Source organism: Prosthecobacter sp., from assembly GCF_034366625.1.
Classification (GTDB): Bacteria; Verrucomicrobiota; Verrucomicrobiia; order Verrucomicrobiales; family Verrucomicrobiaceae; genus Prosthecobacter.
The window spans coordinates 1-17,802 of sequence record NZ_JAXMIH010000018.1 but is presented as its reverse complement, the minus strand read 5'-3'; the positions used below and the strand labels follow the sequence as shown (position 1 = coordinate 17,802).

Genomic DNA, 17,802 nt, shown 5'->3' with positions numbered 1-17,802 from the left:
TACGGCTGGCTCAATCCACCCAAGGGCTGATTCGATCTACCAGATGGTTGGCTCAATCAATCCTACGGCTGGTTCAATCCACCCAAGGGTTGGTTCAATCAACCCGACGGTTGGCTCGATCAATCCTACGGCTGGCTCGATCCACCCAAGGGTTGATTCGATCTACCAGACGGTTGGCTCAATCAATCCTACGGCTGGCTCAATCCATCCAAGGGCTGATTCGATCACCCCGACGGCTGGCTCAACCAATCCTACGGCTGGCTCAATCGACCCAAGGGCTGATTCGATCAACCCGACGGCTGGCGGAGTCCACAAGGCGGAACGAAGTGGGTTTCAAAGGTCTGACCGCCTCAACGCGCGTGTCGCCCCTCTGCGAAAACAGGCAAGCTAGCGCCAGGTTTCCGCGAGCCTTTTTCATGTTCAGGCAAGCTTGCATGGAATTTCTGCATGCCTTGTTTTCATTTCCGCAAGCCTGCGTGGCATGACTGCTTGCCCTTCCGCCCATGAGGCAAGCCCTGGATCGGGCGAAGCAACCGGCCCGCCGGAGACAGCACCGGTTACCGGGAGCTTCGTGAGCCAGGCAGTATCAGATCCCTTCCAATCGCCCATTCTGGAACCGGATTCTCCCTCGCCCTCATTGGCCCGCGGGCCGAAGCGCTCCTCGAACTCGGTGTCGCTCTCCCCGGCCCTTCAGGCCGAAAGAAGAAGGTCAGATTCCGTCGAAATCCAAGCCCACCCACCGCCTGAAGCGAGCAAGCCGCCGAGATGAAAGGGAGAAGCCACGGCCACGACGGTCTGCATGGCTCTGGAGGTGCCAGAGATTCAGCCACAGCATCCGATGAGGAGTGTTTGTCAATTTGCTGCAGCCTGACGTCGTTTCCCGGCATGATGGGACGCAAAACTGCGATAAGGAACCAACACCTTTCCTGTACGGACGCCAACATCAGGACTTGAGTTGCTGGCTATTTTGCTGATTGTCAGCATTCGCCTGAATTCTTCCCATGCCAATCCAAACGACCATCGCATACGAGGAAATCGACAATTTGTTGCTCGATCCAGAGAACCCGCGCCTGGGACGGCAAACGTCAGGCAAGAAGCTCAGCCAAGAGGAACTGCTGAACGAAATGGCGCAATGGAAGGTGGATGAACTGGCCATATCATTTCTCGAGAACGGCGGTTTCTGGACTCAGGAGGCACTGATTTGCATCAAGGGGCCGAAGCCTGGCAAATTCACCGTGGTGGAGGGTAATCGGCGGCTTAGCGCACTAATGCGGCTGCGTGATGCGTTTGACGGCAACCCCGCAAGCCCAAAGTGGAAGGAGCTTGTTGAAGGGCGGCACCCATCCAAGGGCTTGTTCAAGCAGATTCCCTACTTGCTGGCCCCAAGCCGGGAGTCAGTGCAGGCGTTCTTGGGATTCAGACATGTTACCGGCATCGAACCTTGGGCCCCTTCTGAGAAAGCCAAGTTCATTGCCAATATGGTAGAACAAGGCATGACGTATGATGAGGTGCGACGAAAGATCGGATCCACCAAGGAGGCCGTGCGCAGGAATTACGTTGCCCACAAGCTCTACCTGCAAATTGAAGAGCAGGCCAACATTCCCCGGGAGAATTTTAAAGACCGGTTCAGCGTCTTGTTTCTCTCACTGAGAACACAAGGAGTGCAGCAGTTTCTTCACATCGATTTAAATCTCCCTCCCGAGAAGATCAAGGAAGGCGTGCCACGCAAACATCAGAAGGCACTGCAAGATTTTGCCATTTGGCTGTTTGGTGATGACAAGAAGCTGCCTCTTTTTTCAGACTCCCGACAGGTGGACAAATTTGGCAAAGTGCTCGAATCTGCGGATGCGGTGTCGTATTTACGACGGTCGCCCATACCAAATTTTGAAGTTGCGATTCGGATGGCTGGAGGTGATTTGCCAGAATCTATCGAGCGAGTTCACGAAGCGGCGGATAAAGTTGAGGAAGTTCTCCGTGTGGCTCACCACCATGCGAAAAATCTAAAACTAAAACAGGCAGCCACTCGTCTTGGACGTAGCACGAAGCAACTGCTCTGGGTGTTGCCCGCGCGCAACCGCTCACGTGGTCCAGCAGTGTCAATTGGATCAATTCGTTGATGGTGGACGACAAATCCGCACCGAAACGGTCATTAGAAAATGACGTGCGTATCTGCGGCGCTCTTGTGGGTGGCGTTCGTTGCCTCCAAGCGTCTTTGCGAGGTTGGCTATTCCAGCATTCTTACAAAGCGATGGGCTCCTTGGAAGCACTCCGGCATGATGAAACCTGCCAGTGTTTAATAGCCAATTAGCACTACCCCCTTAATTGGGAGGGTTAATCGGCTGCTGATATACAGTGTTTCCAAGAAGGCGTGAACCTTCTGAAAATCGTCGCCTCCTCTGTAGTTGTTGCGAACGCCCAGGATCAAATACTCAACGCCATGCATCATGCAGGCTTGGAATATATCCTTCAAAAATTGGAAGTTCACCACGGCTCGTCCCGCCTCGACCTCCAGAACGATTGTTCCGTCCTTGCTGAGACCATCAGCATCAAAATATTTATCGATCTGGTTATTCAGTCCAAAAAGAACGGGAACGGGAATCTTTTCACCTCTTAGTTTCCCCGATTCAATCGTAAAATTGATTCTCTCCAAATACGGCCTGAGCTTTTGAAGCACCCCGTTGCTATTCAGTGTGTTTTCTGGGCTCTTTATGTCCTCATAAACGACTTCAAAGCATGTGATGATTTCCTTGAGTCGTTCCGTCAACCCAACGGAGCGCGGAAATAGTTGATAGCGTAACATGACGACGAAGAGGTGAGGAATTGTTGGGAAACGAGAGAGGTTGCAGCTCCTGAATAGACGATGCATCAGCCAACATGCCCCAGAGTTCAAGCCTTCAGATTTTCGCCCCATTTTTGATCACTATAGCCATTTCATTGCGGCCAAAGTTGGACTGGAACGATGACTTCAAAGCACTCCCCCCTCCCAATTTGGAGCATGTCGTTTGGAGCAACCTACCCGACCACGTCTGAGACACTGCGCGAAGTGCCGCTCAAGAAACCGCGCGCCACGCATGGCTCATTTGGGCAGCCCTTGAGCCGACTATCCCTGGAGGACATCCTGGCAGCAGTCCCAAGCCACGCACGTTCCGCAGTCGGAACCTTTCCGCGCTGGAAACAAACTTTCATCAAACAGAACCGTGAGTTTTATCTGGAGCACAAAGCCAAGCTGAAGAATTGGCTTCCCAAAATTCAGCAGTTTCAGATTAGCCTCCAAAAACTTGAGTGGAACTGTCAGGGCGAAGCCCGCAACATTTGGAATTACGTGATTCAGTTCCGAGCTTCTGGCGTCCGCATCAAGCGTCCAAGCACTTCGCCGTCACTTGTCGCAATGACAACCACTCAAGTCCCAATCATTGGCTGGGAGAAACGCTACATGACCGCACGGGAGTGTTCACGGCTTCAGTCGATGGGAAAACTTAAACATTTGCCTGAGGGCGAAGCGGCGTTTGAGGCTCTTGGTAACGCGGTCAATGTGGAAGTTGTCACTCGCATTTTGTCACAGGCACTGAGGCTTCTTCAATAATACTTCACCAGACCATCCTTCCACAGCGGCTTGAGCTGATCGATGGGGGAATCGATCAAGGTGGTGCCGTTGTGGGAGATGTAGAGATACGGATCACGGGTGGCTTCGCCGATGATGGTGAGGCCGGCTTTTTCGGCGGCGGCGGCGTGTTCGGGGGCGATTTCGACGAGGAGGCGGCCGGGGGTTTCGCCGAAGAGGAGTTCGGCGGTGGTGAGGCCGCTGGCGGTGACGGGCATCTTGTCGGTGGCGATGCGGAGGCCGGCTTTGCCGCTGAAGGCCATTTCGGCGAGGGCGACGGCGAGGCCGCCTTCACCGATGTCGTGGGCGCTGAGGATGGCGCCTTGCTTCACGAGGTCGAAGTAGCGGCGGTAGGCGGCCATGCTTTCGGCTTCGTCGAAGGACGGACCAGCGTCGAGGCCGATGCCGCGGGTGTATTTGGCGACGATGCTGCCGCGCAGACCGGCGCTGACTTTGCCCAGAACGGCGATCTTGCTGCCGACACGGCGCAGGGAGGCTCCGACGACGTGCTTGGCGTCCTCGACGATGCCGAAGCCGCTGAGGAGGAGCGTGACAGGGATGGAGACAGGGCCTTCGTCGGTGACGAAGTAGTTGTAGAAGCTGTCCTTGCCGCTGACGAAGGGTGCCCCATACGCGATGGCGCTCTTGGCCATGCCCTTGGTGCATTCGACGAGGGCTCCGAGCTCGCGCTCGTTGTCGGGATTGCCCATGCAGAAGTTGTCGAGGATGGCGATGCGGTCGGGATTCGAGCCCATGGCGACGAGCTGGCGCACGCATTCATCGACGACGGCGCGGCCCATGAGATGCGGGTCGGTCTTGCCCCACTCCGGCAGCAAGGCGCAGGCGAGCGAGACGAGCTGCGAGCTGCCATCGACGCGGATGACGCTGCCATCCTGCGGGCAATCGCCCGCCGCTCCGGCGAGCGGCTTGAGGACGGTGTTGCCCTGCACTTCGTGGTCGTATTCGCGGATGATCGGCTCGCGGGAGACGATGGAGAAATCGGACAGCAAGGTCTTGAGCGTGGCGGTCCAAGATTCGGGACGCACAGGCACGGCGGGCTGCACATCGGCCGGCGTGCGCCATTTGGCCCGCATCTCGCGGCGCGGGGCCTCGTGCAGCGCGGTGACGTGCAAATCGCAGACGGTGGTGCCGTGGTGCATAACCTTGAGACGCTGGGAGCCATCGGCCTTCGCGAGGACGAAGATCTCGGTCTGATAGATGTCGGCGAGCTTTTGCAGCTCGGGCAGGTCTTTCTCGTCGATGGCGATGACCATGCGCTCCTGGGATTCGCTGATGAAGACCTGCCAGCTTTCGAGATCAGGCGCTTTCAGCGGCGCATTCTCCAGCCACACCTCGCCGCCGGTATCGCGGAGCATTTCGCCTGCGGCGGAACTGAAACCGCCCGCACCGCAATCGGTGACGAATTGAATGAGGCCCTTCTCACGAGCAGCGAGCACCCAATCGGCGACTTTCTTTTCCTCGATGGGATTGCCGATCTGCACGGCGGTCTGGTCTTCCTCATGTGAGTCGGTGGTGAGCTCGGCGGAGCTGAACGTCGCACCTTTGAGGCCGTCTTTGCCAGTGCGACCGCCTGCGGCGATGAGCAAATGGCCGGGCTTTACTTCCTTGGCGATGTCCTTGATCGGGATGATGCCGGCGGTGCCGCAGAAGACGAGTGGGTTGTAGATGAAGGTGTCGTCGAACTGGATCGCGCCATTGACGGTGGGAATGCCCATGCGGTTGCCGTAGTCACGCACGCCGCGAACCACGCCACGCATGACGCCGAGCGGATGGATGACGTCCTTGGCCTTGATTTGATCCTGCTCGATGTCGGGCGGGCCAAAGCAGAACACATCGAGCGAGGCGACTGGCTTCGCGCCCTTGCCCGCGCCGAGGATGTCGCGAATCACACCGCCGAGGCCGGTATTCGCCCCGGCGTAGGGTTCGATGGCGCTGGGGTGGTTGTGCGTCTCGACCTTGAGGCACACGGCCTTGTCGTCATCGAGCTTCACAAAGCCCGCGTTGTCCTCGAAGGCGCTGAGCACGAAGTCGGGCTTCGTTTTGCAGATCTCCTCCGTCACGTTGCGGATGTAAGTCTTGAACAGGCCATCCACGACCTCCTCTTTGCCATCGAGCGTGTGGTAAATCTTCGCGCCAAAGATGCGGTGCTTGCAGTGCTCGCTCCAGGTCTGCGCGATGACTTCCATCTCCACGTCGGTAGGCTCGCGGCCTTCATCCTGATAAATCTTCTGCACGGCGAGCATGTCCGCCTTGGAAAGCGAGAGCTTCATGCGCTTCGAGAGGTCGAGAAGCTGTTCGGCGGTGAGATCGCGGAGGGGGATGGAACGGAAGACGGCTTGGGACATGATGGTGGGGTCACTTTGTCTATGCAAAGCGGGGAGAGCCGGTCAACGCCGGAGGGGGAGGAAAATCGAGCATGATCGCGGGATTTCTGGACACGATGCGCACGGTTCCTCTAGTTTGCTCGGAAACTCATGAGCACTCAGCAACCAACGGACTCTCTTTCATCGAAGCCCACGATCCCAACATGGGTTTGGGTGGTTCTCGGCGCTGTCGTGGGTGGCGTGCTGGCAGGAGTGGTCGGCTGGCATGAAATTGCCAGAGCTGCCGATGCGGATCCTGACTGGGGCGGTGGCATCGCCATGCTGGTGCTCTATGCGCTGGAAGCGGTCATCGTTGTCGTGGGTGTCGTGCTCGGAGGCGGAATCACGGCTTGGGTGTTATGGTTGCGGCGCAGAAGTCTCGGTGCGGCTGGAAAGACCTGCGCTCGCTGAGCTTGTGGATGGCGGATAGGATCCGGTGTGAAACGGTTGCTGTTCTTCCTGCGCCCGCTTTTATCCTGCCGCATGGCAACCATCGCAGTTCTCGGCACGCTCGACACCAAAGGTCACGAACACGCCTACGTGGCGGAAATCATCCGCGCACGCGGTCATCAGACGCTGCTCATCGACACCGGCAGCGGCGAAGCACCGCAGGTGAAGCCGGATGTGACGCGGGAACAGGTCGCGGCAGCCGGAAACGTCGATCTAGCGGGCATCATGGCCCGCAAGGACCGTGGCGAGGCCGTGACGGCCATGGCGGGCGCGGCGGCGACGTTTTTATCGGCCTTGGTCGAAAGCGGCAAGGTGCACGGTGTCATTTCCCTCGGCGGCGGCGGCGGCACCGCGATCGGCACGGCGGCCATGCGTGCACTGCCGGTCGGATTTCCCAAGGTGATGGTCTCCACGCTCGCCGCAGGCAATGTGGCGCCGTATGTCGGCACGAAGGACATTGTGATGTTTCCGAGCATTGTCGATGTTAGCGGCATGAACCGCATCTCCCGCGTGCTGCTGGCCCGCGCGGCAGGCGCAATCTGCGGGATGGTGGAAACAGCGGTGCCAGTGGCGGATGACAAGCCGCTGATCGCCGCCTCGATGTTCGGCAACACGACCGAATGCGTGAACATGGCGAAGAAGTTCCTCGAAGACGCCGGTTACGAGGTGCTCGTCTTCCACGCCACCGGCACTGGTGGCAAGATCATGGAGTCGCTCATCGAAAGCGGCATGTTTGCAGGCGTGCTCGATGTCACGACGACCGAGTGGGCCGATGAACTCGTCGGCGGCATCCTCGGCGCCGGACCGACGCGGCTCGATGCGGCGGGCAAAGCGGGCATTCCAGCCATCGTGACGCCCGGCTGCCTCGACATGGTCAATTTCGGCGAGCGTGCGACGGTTCCGGCGAAGTTCGAGGGCCGTACATTTTACATCCACAACCCGCAGGTGACGCTCATGCGCACCAACGCCGCCGAATGCGCCGAACTGGGTCGCATCCTGGCCGAGAAGGTGAATGCGTATCGCGCTCCTGTGACCGTGCTGCTGCCGCTGAAGGCGATCAGCATCATCAGCGCTGAAGGAAAGCCATTTCATGATGCTGCGGCGGATGCGGCGCTGTTTGATGCGATCCGCAAACACCTGCGCCCTGGCATTCCGCTGATCGAGATGGATTGCGAGATCAACGCGCCGGAGTTTGCGGCGGCGTGCGCGAAAGCGCTGCTTGATAGCTTGTCAGCGCGATGATTGCGGCCACTTTGGCGGCCTCATGAACTACCCGATCACGTTTCGTTTCAAGCTCATCGCCCTCGCCCCGCAGATCTATGTGACGGACGCCACCGGCAAGACCATCTGCTATGTGAAGCAGAAGCTCTTCCGCTTCCGTGAAAAAGTTGAGGTCTTCACAGATGACACGATGCAGCAGCTCGTGGCGACGATTGAAGCAGACCGCATCATCGACTGGTCGGCGCGTTACACCTTCAAGTCGCCCACGGGCGAAGTGCTGGGTGCCATCGGTCGCCGCGGAATGAAATCGCTGTGGAAGGCGCACTACGATGTCTTTGCGCCGGGTGATCATTCGCCCACGTTTGCGATTCAGGAGGAAAATGCCTGGACCAAGTTTCTCGACGGCCTGGTGAGCGGGATTCCCGTCGTCGGCATGTTCGCCGGCTACATGCTGCATCCGAGCTACATCGCCAGCCGCGTCGTGGGCAATGCTCCGGTGCTTCGTTTGACCAAACAGGCTGCCTTTTTCGAGGGACTCTTCAAACTGGAGCCGACCGGTGAAGCCAGCGAGGGCGAGCAGATGGCCCTGCTGTTGTCTTTCTTGATGATGAACTTGCTGGAGCGGGCGCGAGGGTGAGCAAAGTAGTCTTGTTGCTGTGCAACAAGGAATCCCTGTTCCGCAGGAACAGGGCTACTTCGGCAGGCGTTCCATCACCGATGCGGGAAGTTCCACCGTCTTCTGCCGGCTGGAAGTGCCGCGCAAGAGAGTGATCAGGCCTTTGGCGCAATCGAGAGATTCGGCGAGGAAGCGCAGGAGTTCGGTGTTGGCTTTGCCATCGACGGGCGGGGCGTGCAGTTTCACCAGCAGCACGGGGCGGCCTTTTTCATCGGCGGTCCAGCCGGCGAACGCGGATTTCTTCGCGTTCGGAGTGACGCGGACGGCAAGCTGAGCGCGGTCGTTGTTAGCGGCCATGATCAGACGAGTTTCAACTGCTTGCGCATGAGCCACTCGATGGTCAGCAGCAGAATCGCGGCACCGAACCACCACCAGCTTGACCAGAGGATGGTTTCCTTGGTGATGACTTGTTTGCGGTCAAGGGTTTGCAGGAGGTTGGGGAGGTCGGTGGCGGCTTGTTCTTCGCGCAGGAAGCGACCGCCGCTGTTTTGCGCCATCGTTTCGAGCAGCGGGCGATTCATGGTGAGCGTGGCCCACTCGGGATTGCCAAGATCGGAAACGTGCAAAGACAGACGGGCATCACTGCGCGGGGTGCTGGGACTTTCAGCGACGACGATTTCATAGGTGCCGGCTTTGAGCGGTGGCGTGAGCGCGCGATAAACACCGACGTGCGTGGAGTCGGCCTCAAGCTGAAGCGTGGCGACTTCGTTGCCGTCGTGGAGCAGGTAGGCGCGAGGTTGGGCATCGGTGACGATGTCGCCTTTGTCATTGCGGACGCGCACACGGATTTCAGAAGCTTCGCCGGGCGAGTAGCGCAGGCGGTCGGTTCCGACGGAGAGTTTCTTTTGGTCGATTTGGAACGGTGGGGCCGCGATCCACGCTCCAAGCTGCATCCAAAGGCGCTGGTGATACAAATCGGCCACTTGGAAGCGCCAGCGCCAGAGTTCGTCGGTTCCGAGATAGAGCACGGCACCGGCCCCGACCTGCCGAAACACGATGGTGGGCTGCTGGGCTTTGGCGAGCGTGATGGCAGCGGGAAGGGGCTCGATGGTGGAGTGCCAGTTGATCTTGGGAAGTGTGGGCCAGAGTGTGGTGTTGGCGCTGGGGCTGTCGCTGAGACGGAGGGCGTCGAAGCGCTGGCCGTCGGTGGTGAGCTCGATGCTGGATGTCAGATTCTTGGCGCTGGAGGCTCCAAACTTTACGGGGATGAGCGAGGCGGTTTTGCCACTCGCCCAATCACGAAGTTTTCCACGCTGACCGTCGATGAGGATGAGGCCACCGCCGCGTTTTTCGACGAATTCGACGATCCAGTCGAGGTTCTCGGCCTTGAAGCGGTTCAAGGCGGCATCACCGAGGATGAGGAGGTCGTAGCTGAGGAGATCGTCGCGGGTTTTGGGGAAGTTTTTCTGCAAGCTGCCTTTGCTGGCGTCATCGGCCATGTCGTCGAAGAGCAGCGTGGCCTGCCAGCGTTCATCGCGGTCGAAGTGGTTGTGGATGTAGCGCGTCTCCCAGCGCGGGCGGCCATCGACGATGAGGACTTTGCGTTTTTTCTCCAACAGGTGAATGGCGAGCTCGCGGGCGTTGTTCGCACGCGTCTTTTCGAGCGAGGCACGATCTCCGCTGGCGGCGACTTGGATGTTCACGCTGCGCAGTGTCTTGTCGCGCTGGCCGGGAGTGGGAGGTGGCAGTTCGGCGACGGGGAAGAGGAAATCGAAGGTCTTCTCGCCTTTGCCATCGGTGGTGAAGTCACGCTTCCACAGCACCTTGCCCTGGCTTTCGATACGCACGGTGGCGGGTATGCCCGCAGGCATGCTATCGTTGATCGAAAGGCGGCCCTGGAAGTTTTCTTTGCTGAAGACGGACTCGGGCGCGTTCACATCGAGCAGTGACAAATCGGGCGGTGGCACCTCGGTGCCGAAACCGATGGTGAAGATGGAGGTGCCGTTGCCTTTGACGGCGGTGCTGAATTCTTCGGGCGAGCCGGTGGTGTTATGCTGGCCGTCCGTGAGCACGACAAGCGCAGTTCCTGTCGTGGCGGGGCCCAGCGCGGCACGCAGGGTCTGATCGAGATTGGTGATCGGTGTCGTTGGAGGCAGTTCAAACGCGGTGGGAAGTTCTCCCGAGGTGTCCTTGCCGTTCTGGCGGTGCCACCAGAGGCGCTGCGTGTTGTTGCCACGCAAGGCGACGAGTTCGACATCCTGTGTCTCGGCGAGTTTTTTGAGGAGAGGCGTGGTTCCTTTGAGCAGGAGGTCTTCGGCGCGTTGAAAACGCGGTTTGGCCGATTTATTGCCGTTGTCGTCGGTAAGCTGCATCGACGCTGAACTGTCCACGGCGATGACGACGCGGCCCAACTGTCGCAATGTTGTCACATGCCGCAGAACCGGCCCAGCGAGCGCCAAAACGAGGATGAACACCGCCAGTGAGCGCAGCAGCGCTGGAACTTTCGCAAAACGCGAAGACACGAACTTCAACTCACGGCGATACAGAAACCACATCACGAACGCGAGCCCGAAAGCGATCGCGATCACCGGAAACGGCGGATAGCCGCCGGTGAAGCGAAGGGTGGTTTCGGTTTGGGGAGTCATGAAGAGATTAGAATCAGCCTTTGGCGATGCGCTGCTGAAGGAGAACTTCGAAGAACAACAGTGCTAACAAGGCGATGAGAAGTGGCTGCCAGAGTTCGCTGCCGTGGCGGCGGGTGCGGTCGAGGGCTTGGTAGCCGGGGAGGGAATCGGCGAAGCTGGCTTCGTGACGGTCGGCGATTTTCTTGATTTGGTCGGCGGGGAGCGGCTTCAGATCGGACTCGGTGTTGTCGGTGTTGAAAGCGAGGAAGGTGATCTTGTCGGTTCCAATGCGTTGAAGCTGGAAGATGCCGGGTTGGGCGATGGGAGGGCTTTGGACGAAGACTTTGTCGCCTTCCTGCTGGCTTTTGAGGGCCTGCGTCTGGCCGGTGGGATCACGCAGGGTGAATTCGGCGCCGAGTTCGGCTTTTTCGAGGTTCAGACGAATCGTGGAGCCGACAAGTTGCCAGGCGGGAGCGCTGCCTTCGGTGGCGAGGTAGGTTGTGAGGCGCTGCATGAGCGGCACGAAGAAGGGCTGGAGCGGCAAATTGGTCCACTCGGCATTCGCGGTCGTAGCGGCGGCGATGACGCGGCCCTGGCCGTGCTTTTTCTCCAGCAGCAGCGGGACGTTGCGGTCGAGATTGAGGATGCGCTGGGTGTTTTCGTTGTTGGTGGGCTGCGCAAATTCGAACCAGTGACGGAATTCGGCGTCTTGCAGGCGGCCACCGCGGGCGTCGTTGAAGTAAAGTACGCTGGGATGCGTGAGGCGCTGCATGAGCAAGCGGGCGGGTGTGCCAGCGAGTTCGGCGCGGGCCTGGCCCTTGATGGCGGCGGGCAGGAGGCCCTCGCCTTTGCGGTAGAGCTCACGGTTGTACCAGTCGATGTCGCAATCGGGGCCGGCGAAGATGAGGAGGCCGCCACCTTCTTTGACGAACTTGTCGAGATCGGATTGTGCGCGGCCTTGCAGCTTTTCGACGTTGGCGAGGATGACGACCTCGGCTTGCTTGAAGTCGTCGTCGCGCAGTTTGCGCAGATCGACCTTCTTGGTGCGGATGAGGTCTTTGAGGGTGTTCGCGGCGGCGGTGTGCGGGGTGAGGGCGAGTTCGAGGAAGTCGGTGGCACCTTCGAGCGGAGCCGCGCCGGGTTTGCCGTCGATGAGCAGCACGTTGAGCTGATTGCGCACCTGCACGATGCTGTGGAAGGCATTGTCATCGGCAAAGCTGTCGCCTTCGAGGCGCACGGAGAGGGAATGATCGCCGACCTTATCAAAGGCATGCGTGAAGGACAAAACGGCCTCGCCTTCAGGAGCGACGGAAACGCGGGCGGTGCGCAGGCGGGCACCATCGGCCTCCAGATGCACGGGAATGTCCTGCCAGGGGCGTTTGCCGTGGTTCTTGATGCGCACACGCAGTCCGATGGGCTGGGTTTCGGCGGCGACGAGCGCGGAGAGATCGGCGCTGGCGATGCTAAGGTTCTCGGCGAGATCGCTGCCAATGCGATAGAAGGTGATTTGTGGCTTCGGCTCCTGTTTGGAGAGGCTTTCGAGCGCTGGCAGCGCCGCTCCATCCGCGATGGCTTTCCAGTCGGCTTCTTGGAAATCGGAGACGATGACGACTTCACGCGCGGCATTCGGCGCGTCCTTCAAAGCGGAGGTGGCGGCCTGAAACGCATCATTGGCCGAAACGGGGCCGGACATGGAGGGAACATCGCCGAGCTTCTTCGGGATGAGATCCAGCGCGGTGGTCGCTTGATCGAGCAATTTGCGCGGGGTGCCGCCGGAGAGCACGATTTGGGCGGCGGAGCCTTTGGGAAGCGCTTCGGTGATCTGCTGGAGATCGGTGCGGGCTTGATCGGCGACGCTGGCTCCGGGCGTGGCAGTTTTTTCTGCCGGAGCACGCATGGAGAAAGAGTCATCGAGCATGACGATGAGTGACGAACTGCCGAGACCGAGGCTACGCAAAGCTGTGAGAACGGGGCGAGCCAAACAGAGCGCGAGCACGATGGGAATGGCGATGCGCGTGATGAGCAGGAGAAGCTGCTCGATCTTCATCTTGCGCTTTCGCTGCCGGATGACCTCATGGAGCAGATGCATCGCGCCCCAGCGCACGGTGATGACCTTCCGCTTGTTCAACAAGTGGATGATCAGCGGGATGAGGAATGCCGCTGCGCCTGCGAGGAGGATGACGTTGAGGAAAGTCATCGCATGCGCAGGGCTAAGTAATTCCGCAGGGCTGCGGAGTGCGATTCATCCGTGAGCAGGCTCAAGTAATCGACCTGGTGTTTGCGGAAACCGTCTTTGAGCTGCTCGGCGAAGTTTTTCTGAACTTCGATGTAACGCTGACGAATCGTGGCGGGGTCGAGGAGGAGAAAGTCGTCGTCGTTTTCGAGGTTTTCGAAGCGAGCCCAGTTGCCGAAGGGGAAATCGATTTCGTCGCGGTCCCAGAGCTGGAGGGCGATGATTTCGTGGCCTTTTTTGCGCAGGACGCCGATGGATTGCAGCAGCGCGGCGGGATCGTCGAAGAAATCGCTGATGATGACGACGAGACCGCGACGTTTGAGGCGCTGGGCGAGGGATTCGATGACGGGAGCGAGACTGGTATCTTTGCCGGGCGTCGTTTTGACCATCGCTTCGAGCATCAGGTGCAGATGCGTGATCTTGGTGCGGCAGGGGATGATCTCGCGTATTTTGGAGTCGAAGGTGATGAGGCCGACGGCATCCTGCTGGCTCATGAGCAGGTAAGCGAGCGATGCGGCGAGTTTGCGGGCGTAGTCGAACTTGAGGATGCCTTTGCCCCCGCGGTAGTTCATGCTGCCGCTGGCATCGAGCACGATGGTGGCGCGCAGGTTGGTTTCTTCATCGAACTCGCGGATATAGAAGCGGTCAGTGCGGCCGAAAATCTTCCAGTCGAGGCGGCGGATCTCATCGCCCTGCACATACGGGCGGTGCTGGCGGAACTCGACGCTGAAGCCTTTGTGTGGCGAGGCGTGATGGCCTGTGGTGAAACCCTCGACGACGGTACGGGCGAAGAGCTGCAGGTGCTGCAGGGACGTGATGTCTTCGGCTTGGAGGATGTCGCTGAGAGTTGCCACGGGGAGTTACGGAAATCAGAGGGAGGTCAAGGATTGGTCAAGATGGTCAAGGCTTGGTCAAGAAGGTGTGTTTGGCGACCACTTGACTCTTCTTGACGATTTCCTGACCTCTTGAAGTTGCTCACAACACGCGTGCGTCGCTCTTTTTCGTCGTCTTGATGATCTCGGCGATGATTTGATCCACCGTGATGCCTTCGGCTTCGGCGTGGAAGGTGGGCACCAAGCGGTGGCGGAGGGCAGGGAAGGCGAGGGCCTCGATGTCGTCGGTGGTGACGTGAGTGCGGCCTTGGAGGAGGGCGCGGACTTTGCCGGCTAGGACGAGCATCTGGCTGGCACGCGGGCCGGCACCCCAACTGAGCATGCTTTTAACGTACTCACTGGCACCGGGTTCGTTCGGACGGGTGGAGCGAACGAGTTCGAGGACGAAATCGACGACATGATCGGGCACAGGGACTTTGCGGGCGAGCTGCTGTGCGGCGTGAAGCTCTTCGGCGGTGATGACGGCCTCGATCTCCTGGATTTCGCCGCCAGTGGTGCGGGCAATGATCTCGCGTTCGTCAGCGAGCGTGGGGTAATCGACTTTGATGAGGAACAGGAAACGGTCTTTTTGCGCTTCAGGGAGCGGATAGGTGCCTTCTTGCTCGATGGGGTTCATCGTGGCGAGCACGAAGAAGGGCTTGGGCAACTCGTGGGTGATCTGGCCGACGGTGACGTGCTTTTCCTGCATGGCTTCAAGCAGAGCAGCCTGCGTTTTGGGCGGGGTGCGGTTGATTTCGTCGGCGAGGATGATTTGGGAGAAGATGGGGCCTTGCTGGAAGACCAGTTTGCGGCGGCCGGTGTCAGCGTCTTCCTGGATGATCTCGGTGCCGGTGATGTCGGCGGGCATCAAATCCGGCGTGAACTGAATGCGGCGGAAGGTAAGGTGCATCGCATCGGCAAGCGATTTGACGAGCAAGGTTTTCGCGAGGCCGGGCACACCTTCAAGCAGGCTGTGGCCACCGGCGGCGATGGCGATGAAGACTTGTTCGATCACCGCCTCCTGTCCCACGATGCGTCTGCCGAGGGCAGCTTTGAGTTTGTTGTAACCTGAAACGAGAGCGGCGGCGGAAGCGGAGTCGGACATGGGGGAGGGGAGTTCAGCGTCTGGAATGTGGCCTGTGAACACGAGGCCGCAATGCGTGTTCTTTCCACTCTCACGGTGAAGCTGGCAAGAAGACAAATTGAACCGTGCCAATGTCGGTTGGAAACCCTTGCGGGGTCACTTCCTGCTGACGCAAGCGACGGCCATCGCGGCGATGCCTTCTTCGCGACCGACGAAGCCGAGGCGTTCGTTGGTGGTGGCTTTGACGCCGACCTGGTCGGGCTGGATGCCGAGGGCGGTGGCGATGTGCTGCTTCATCGCGGCGGCGTGCGGTTTGACGCGTGGAGCCTCGGCGATGAGAGAGGAATCGACGTTCTCAATGCGCATGCCTTTGTCAGCGGCGATCTGGGCGCATTTTTCGAGGATTCTGAGGCTGCAGATGCCTTCGATGCTGGGATCGCTGGGCGGAAACCAATGGCCGATGTCGGGTTCACCCAAGGCACCGAGAATGGCGTCTGCAATGGCATGGCTGAGCACGTCGGCATCGGAATGGCCCTGAAGGCCACGGCTGTGCGGGATGGTGACTCCGCCGAGCACGAGCGGGCGGCCTTCAGCGAAGGGGTGGACGTCGTAACCAATGCCGGTGCGAACCATGGGCGAACTAGGCGTTGTGGTCGGCGGCTTTCTTCAAACTGGCAAGCACATCGGAGATTTTGAGGTCGATGCGCTGGCGGTTGAGGAAGTAGCTGACTTTTTCGTAGCCGGCTTCGGTGAGATGGTTCAAGGCGGTGACAAAATGCTCGCCGACGCGCACGGCGCGATGAGAGTCGGAGCCGACAACGATGGGGATTTTGCGGTCGGCCATCATGCGAAGCATTTCGAGGCCGGGGTTCATCTCGGAGTAGCTTTTGTTGAGACCGGAGGTGTTCAGTTCCATGGCGACGCCGGTGGCCGCGATGCGGTCGAGCACGGTGGAGACGGTGTTTTTGACGATGGCGAAGCACCAAGAGTCCGGGTGGTAGTTTTTGACCAGATCGGGATGCGCGATGCAGTCATAGAGGCCGGATTCGGCGGACTTGGCGAGGTGGTCGAAGTAGGTGCGGCGGAAGTTCTCGATGGTGCCGGTTTCGTACTTGTTGAGGTATTCCTTGGCCTGCCAATGAACGGCGCCGAGGACGTAATGGAAGTCGGCACGTTGATGGAGCTGGGTGATGTATTCTTCGCAGCCGGGATAGTACTCACTCTCGATGCCGAGACGGATGTCGAGTTTGCCTTTGAAGGCGTCAGCGGCTCGTTGAACGAGGGCGACGTAGGTGTCGAATTCGCTCTCCGACATGCGCACGGTGGGCCAGAAGCCATTGGGCATCGGGCAGTGGCAGGTGAAGATGATGCCTTTAAGACCGGCCTTGAGTGCCTGCTGGGCGTACTCCTCAGGCTCGCCCCAAGCGTGCTTGCACAAGGGCGTGTGCATGTGGGAGTCGTAAAACAGGGCGCCGGATTTTGTGGGGCCGGATGCGGGCAACGGCTGGGAGGGGCCTTTTTTCGCAGGTGCGGGTGCAATCGCGGCGGGAGCCGGAGCCTGTTTGGGTGTTGCCACGGTCGCAGGGGCGGTCTTTACGGCGGTGGCAGATTTGGCGGCCACGACAGGCTTGGCAGAGACTTGCGGTTTTGTGACGGGCTTGGGAGAAGGTTTGAGCGGTGCCTGAGCTGGTTTCACCGCAGAAACCTTGGCTGGCGAAGTTTGGGCTTTTTTGGGGAGCACCTTGGCCACTGATTTCTTGGCAACAGGCTTGGGAGCAGGAGCTTTCTTTTTTGCCGCAGACTTGGCCGGAGCAGCTTTTTTGACGGGAGCAGGCTTCTTTTTCAGCACCGTTTTCCTGGCCGGTGTGGGTCGAGCCTTTTTCTTGGGGATTGGTTTGGAAGCGACTTTTTTGGACTTGCCGCGTGTGGCAGGCCTGGCCTTGCCCCTGGCCGCCTTTTTCTGGGTGCTTTTGGATTTGCTCACTGTCTAGCTCCTGGTTCCTTGCAATATCAGCCATCCTTTGCCTTCGACATCAGCGATTCGTACGCTTTTGCCGCTGCCTGCGGGACCCGGATAGCAGAGTCGCAGTGTTAAAGGTACATCCTTCCAGTTGCCGGTCTGAAGCTGCTGGAGGAGAGATTGGAATTTGGGGTCTTTGCGGTCAAAGTAAGCGTAAAGCACGTCATCCTCATCAGGGTGCTTGATTTCGAGCACCTCGCTGTCTTGAGGGGTTTCGCCTGGAGGGCTGTGCTGCGGCTTGGAGGCGATCACGCGGAAGAGCTTGGGTGAGGCCGGTTGGGTTGTGATGAATTCTTCCCAGTCAAGTTCGCCGTAGCGGACGGAGCTTTCCCAGTCTACCCGGAAAGTGCCGTCTTCCAGCTCCTCAATGATGAGGCTGACAGGCTCGGCATTGGCAAAGACCGCTTGCGCATAACCCAGGCGGTAACCGGGTTCCTCGACGGGCAGAACCCAACCAAGGTTTTTCCACTCAAGAGGATTCTGAGGGTGACTGCGGTAGTAGTTTTCCATCAACGGGCGGACGCGTTGCGGATCCCGGGCAAAGGCGAGTTTTTGATTCAGGTCAGCAGCTTCAAAAAATCCGCGTACCGTGCTTTCAATCTTGAGGCGTTTGCCTTCAATATCTTGGATGGCAAAGATTTCGGGCGTTCGATGGCCTTTCCGGGGGTCCGTTCGATCATGTCTGCCGCTGCGCAAA

General features: G+C 59.2%; 15 protein-coding genes. 5 read left to right on the top strand and 10 right to left on the bottom strand.

Annotated features, from left to right (window positions below; translation table 11 throughout):
* The first annotated feature begins 1,001 nt into the window (after positions 1-1,001).
* Positions 1,002-2,117, top strand: a complete 1,116-nt coding sequence (locus U1A53_RS18885) for a hypothetical protein (RefSeq protein WP_322283389.1) — start codon at positions 1,002-1,004, stop codon at positions 2,115-2,117.
* A gap of 176 nt (positions 2,118-2,293) precedes the next feature.
* Here the strand turns inward: U1A53_RS18885 and U1A53_RS18880 are convergent, their stop codons facing one another.
* Positions 2,294-2,800 (bottom strand): hypothetical protein, encoded by a 507-nt coding sequence (locus tag U1A53_RS18880; RefSeq protein WP_322283387.1) that lies wholly within the window; start codon positions 2,798-2,800, stop codon positions 2,294-2,296.
* A 195-nt stretch (positions 2,801-2,995) separates the two neighbouring features.
* Between U1A53_RS18880 and U1A53_RS18875 the strand changes: the two genes are divergently transcribed.
* Complete coding sequence (locus tag U1A53_RS18875; protein ID WP_322283385.1) at positions 2,996-3,583, top strand: DNA cytosine methyltransferase; 588 nt, start codon at positions 2,996-2,998, stop codon at positions 3,581-3,583.
* Here U1A53_RS18875 and purL read toward each other — a convergent pair.
* On the bottom strand, positions 3,577-5,967 hold the full coding sequence (purL, locus tag U1A53_RS18870) for a phosphoribosylformylglycinamidine synthase subunit PurL (protein ID WP_322283383.1): 2,391 nt from the start codon (positions 5,965-5,967) through the stop codon (positions 3,577-3,579). The genes U1A53_RS18875 and purL overlap by 7 nt on opposite strands.
* Positions 5,968-6,096: 129 nt before the next feature.
* Between purL and U1A53_RS18865 the strand changes: the two genes are divergently transcribed.
* The 3 genes from U1A53_RS18865 to U1A53_RS18855 all read left to right on the top strand — a co-directional run bounded on the left by U1A53_RS18865 (position 6,097) and on the right by U1A53_RS18855 (position 8,293).
* Positions 6,097-6,396 carry a hypothetical protein gene (locus U1A53_RS18865; protein WP_322283381.1) on the top strand — a complete coding sequence of 100 codons (300 nt, stop codon included), beginning with the start codon at positions 6,097-6,099 and terminating at the stop codon, positions 6,394-6,396.
* Between the two features lie 72 nt (positions 6,397-6,468).
* Complete coding sequence (locus U1A53_RS18860) at positions 6,469-7,677, top strand: Tm-1-like ATP-binding domain-containing protein (protein ID WP_322283380.1); 1,209 nt, start codon at positions 6,469-6,471, stop codon at positions 7,675-7,677.
* Positions 7,678-7,699: 22 nt separating this feature from the next.
* Positions 7,700-8,293 carry a hypothetical protein gene (locus U1A53_RS18855; RefSeq protein WP_322283379.1) on the top strand — a complete coding sequence of 198 codons (594 nt, stop codon included), beginning with the start codon at positions 7,700-7,702 and terminating at the stop codon, positions 8,291-8,293.
* 54 nt (positions 8,294-8,347) lie between these two features.
* Here the strand turns inward: U1A53_RS18855 and U1A53_RS18850 are convergent, their stop codons facing one another.
* The 8 genes from U1A53_RS18850 to U1A53_RS18815 form a co-directional block, all read right to left on the bottom strand.
* A complete protein-coding gene (locus U1A53_RS18850; RefSeq protein ID WP_322283378.1) occupies positions 8,348-8,629 on the bottom strand; it encodes a DUF167 domain-containing protein in 282 nt (93 codons plus the stop codon).
* Between the two features lie 2 nt (positions 8,630-8,631).
* On the bottom strand, positions 8,632-10,917 hold the full coding sequence (locus U1A53_RS18845; RefSeq protein WP_322283376.1) for a vWA domain-containing protein: 2,286 nt from the start codon (positions 10,915-10,917) through the stop codon (positions 8,632-8,634).
* A gap of 13 nt (positions 10,918-10,930) precedes the next feature.
* A complete protein-coding gene (locus U1A53_RS18840) occupies positions 10,931-13,093 on the bottom strand; it encodes a BatA domain-containing protein (RefSeq protein ID WP_322283375.1) in 2,163 nt (720 codons plus the stop codon).
* Positions 13,090-13,983: a DUF58 domain-containing protein gene (locus U1A53_RS18835; protein ID WP_322283374.1), complete on the bottom strand. Its 894-nt coding sequence runs from the start codon at positions 13,981-13,983 to the stop codon at positions 13,090-13,092. Before U1A53_RS18835 ends, U1A53_RS18840 begins: the two co-directional genes overlap by 4 nt.
* Positions 13,984-14,104: 121 nt before the next feature.
* Positions 14,105-15,106 (bottom strand): MoxR family ATPase, encoded by a 1,002-nt coding sequence (locus U1A53_RS18830; protein ID WP_322283373.1) that lies wholly within the window; start codon positions 15,104-15,106, stop codon positions 14,105-14,107.
* A 135-nt stretch (positions 15,107-15,241) separates the two neighbouring features.
* The gene (gene ispF, locus U1A53_RS18825) at positions 15,242-15,718 is read right to left on the bottom strand and encodes a 2-C-methyl-D-erythritol 2,4-cyclodiphosphate synthase (RefSeq protein WP_322283372.1); all 477 of its coding nucleotides are present in this window, start codon (positions 15,716-15,718) and stop codon (positions 15,242-15,244) included.
* A gap of 7 nt (positions 15,719-15,725) precedes the next feature.
* Entirely contained in the window at positions 15,726-17,069 is a 1,344-nt protein-coding gene (locus U1A53_RS18820) for a histidinol-phosphatase (RefSeq protein WP_322283370.1), read from the bottom strand.
* Between the two features lie 3 nt (positions 17,070-17,072).
* Positions 17,073-17,801, bottom strand: coding sequence for a hypothetical protein (locus tag U1A53_RS18815; protein ID WP_322283369.1), 729 nt, complete (start codon positions 17,799-17,801; stop codon positions 17,073-17,075).
* Between the last annotated feature and the right edge of the window lies 1 nt (position 17,802).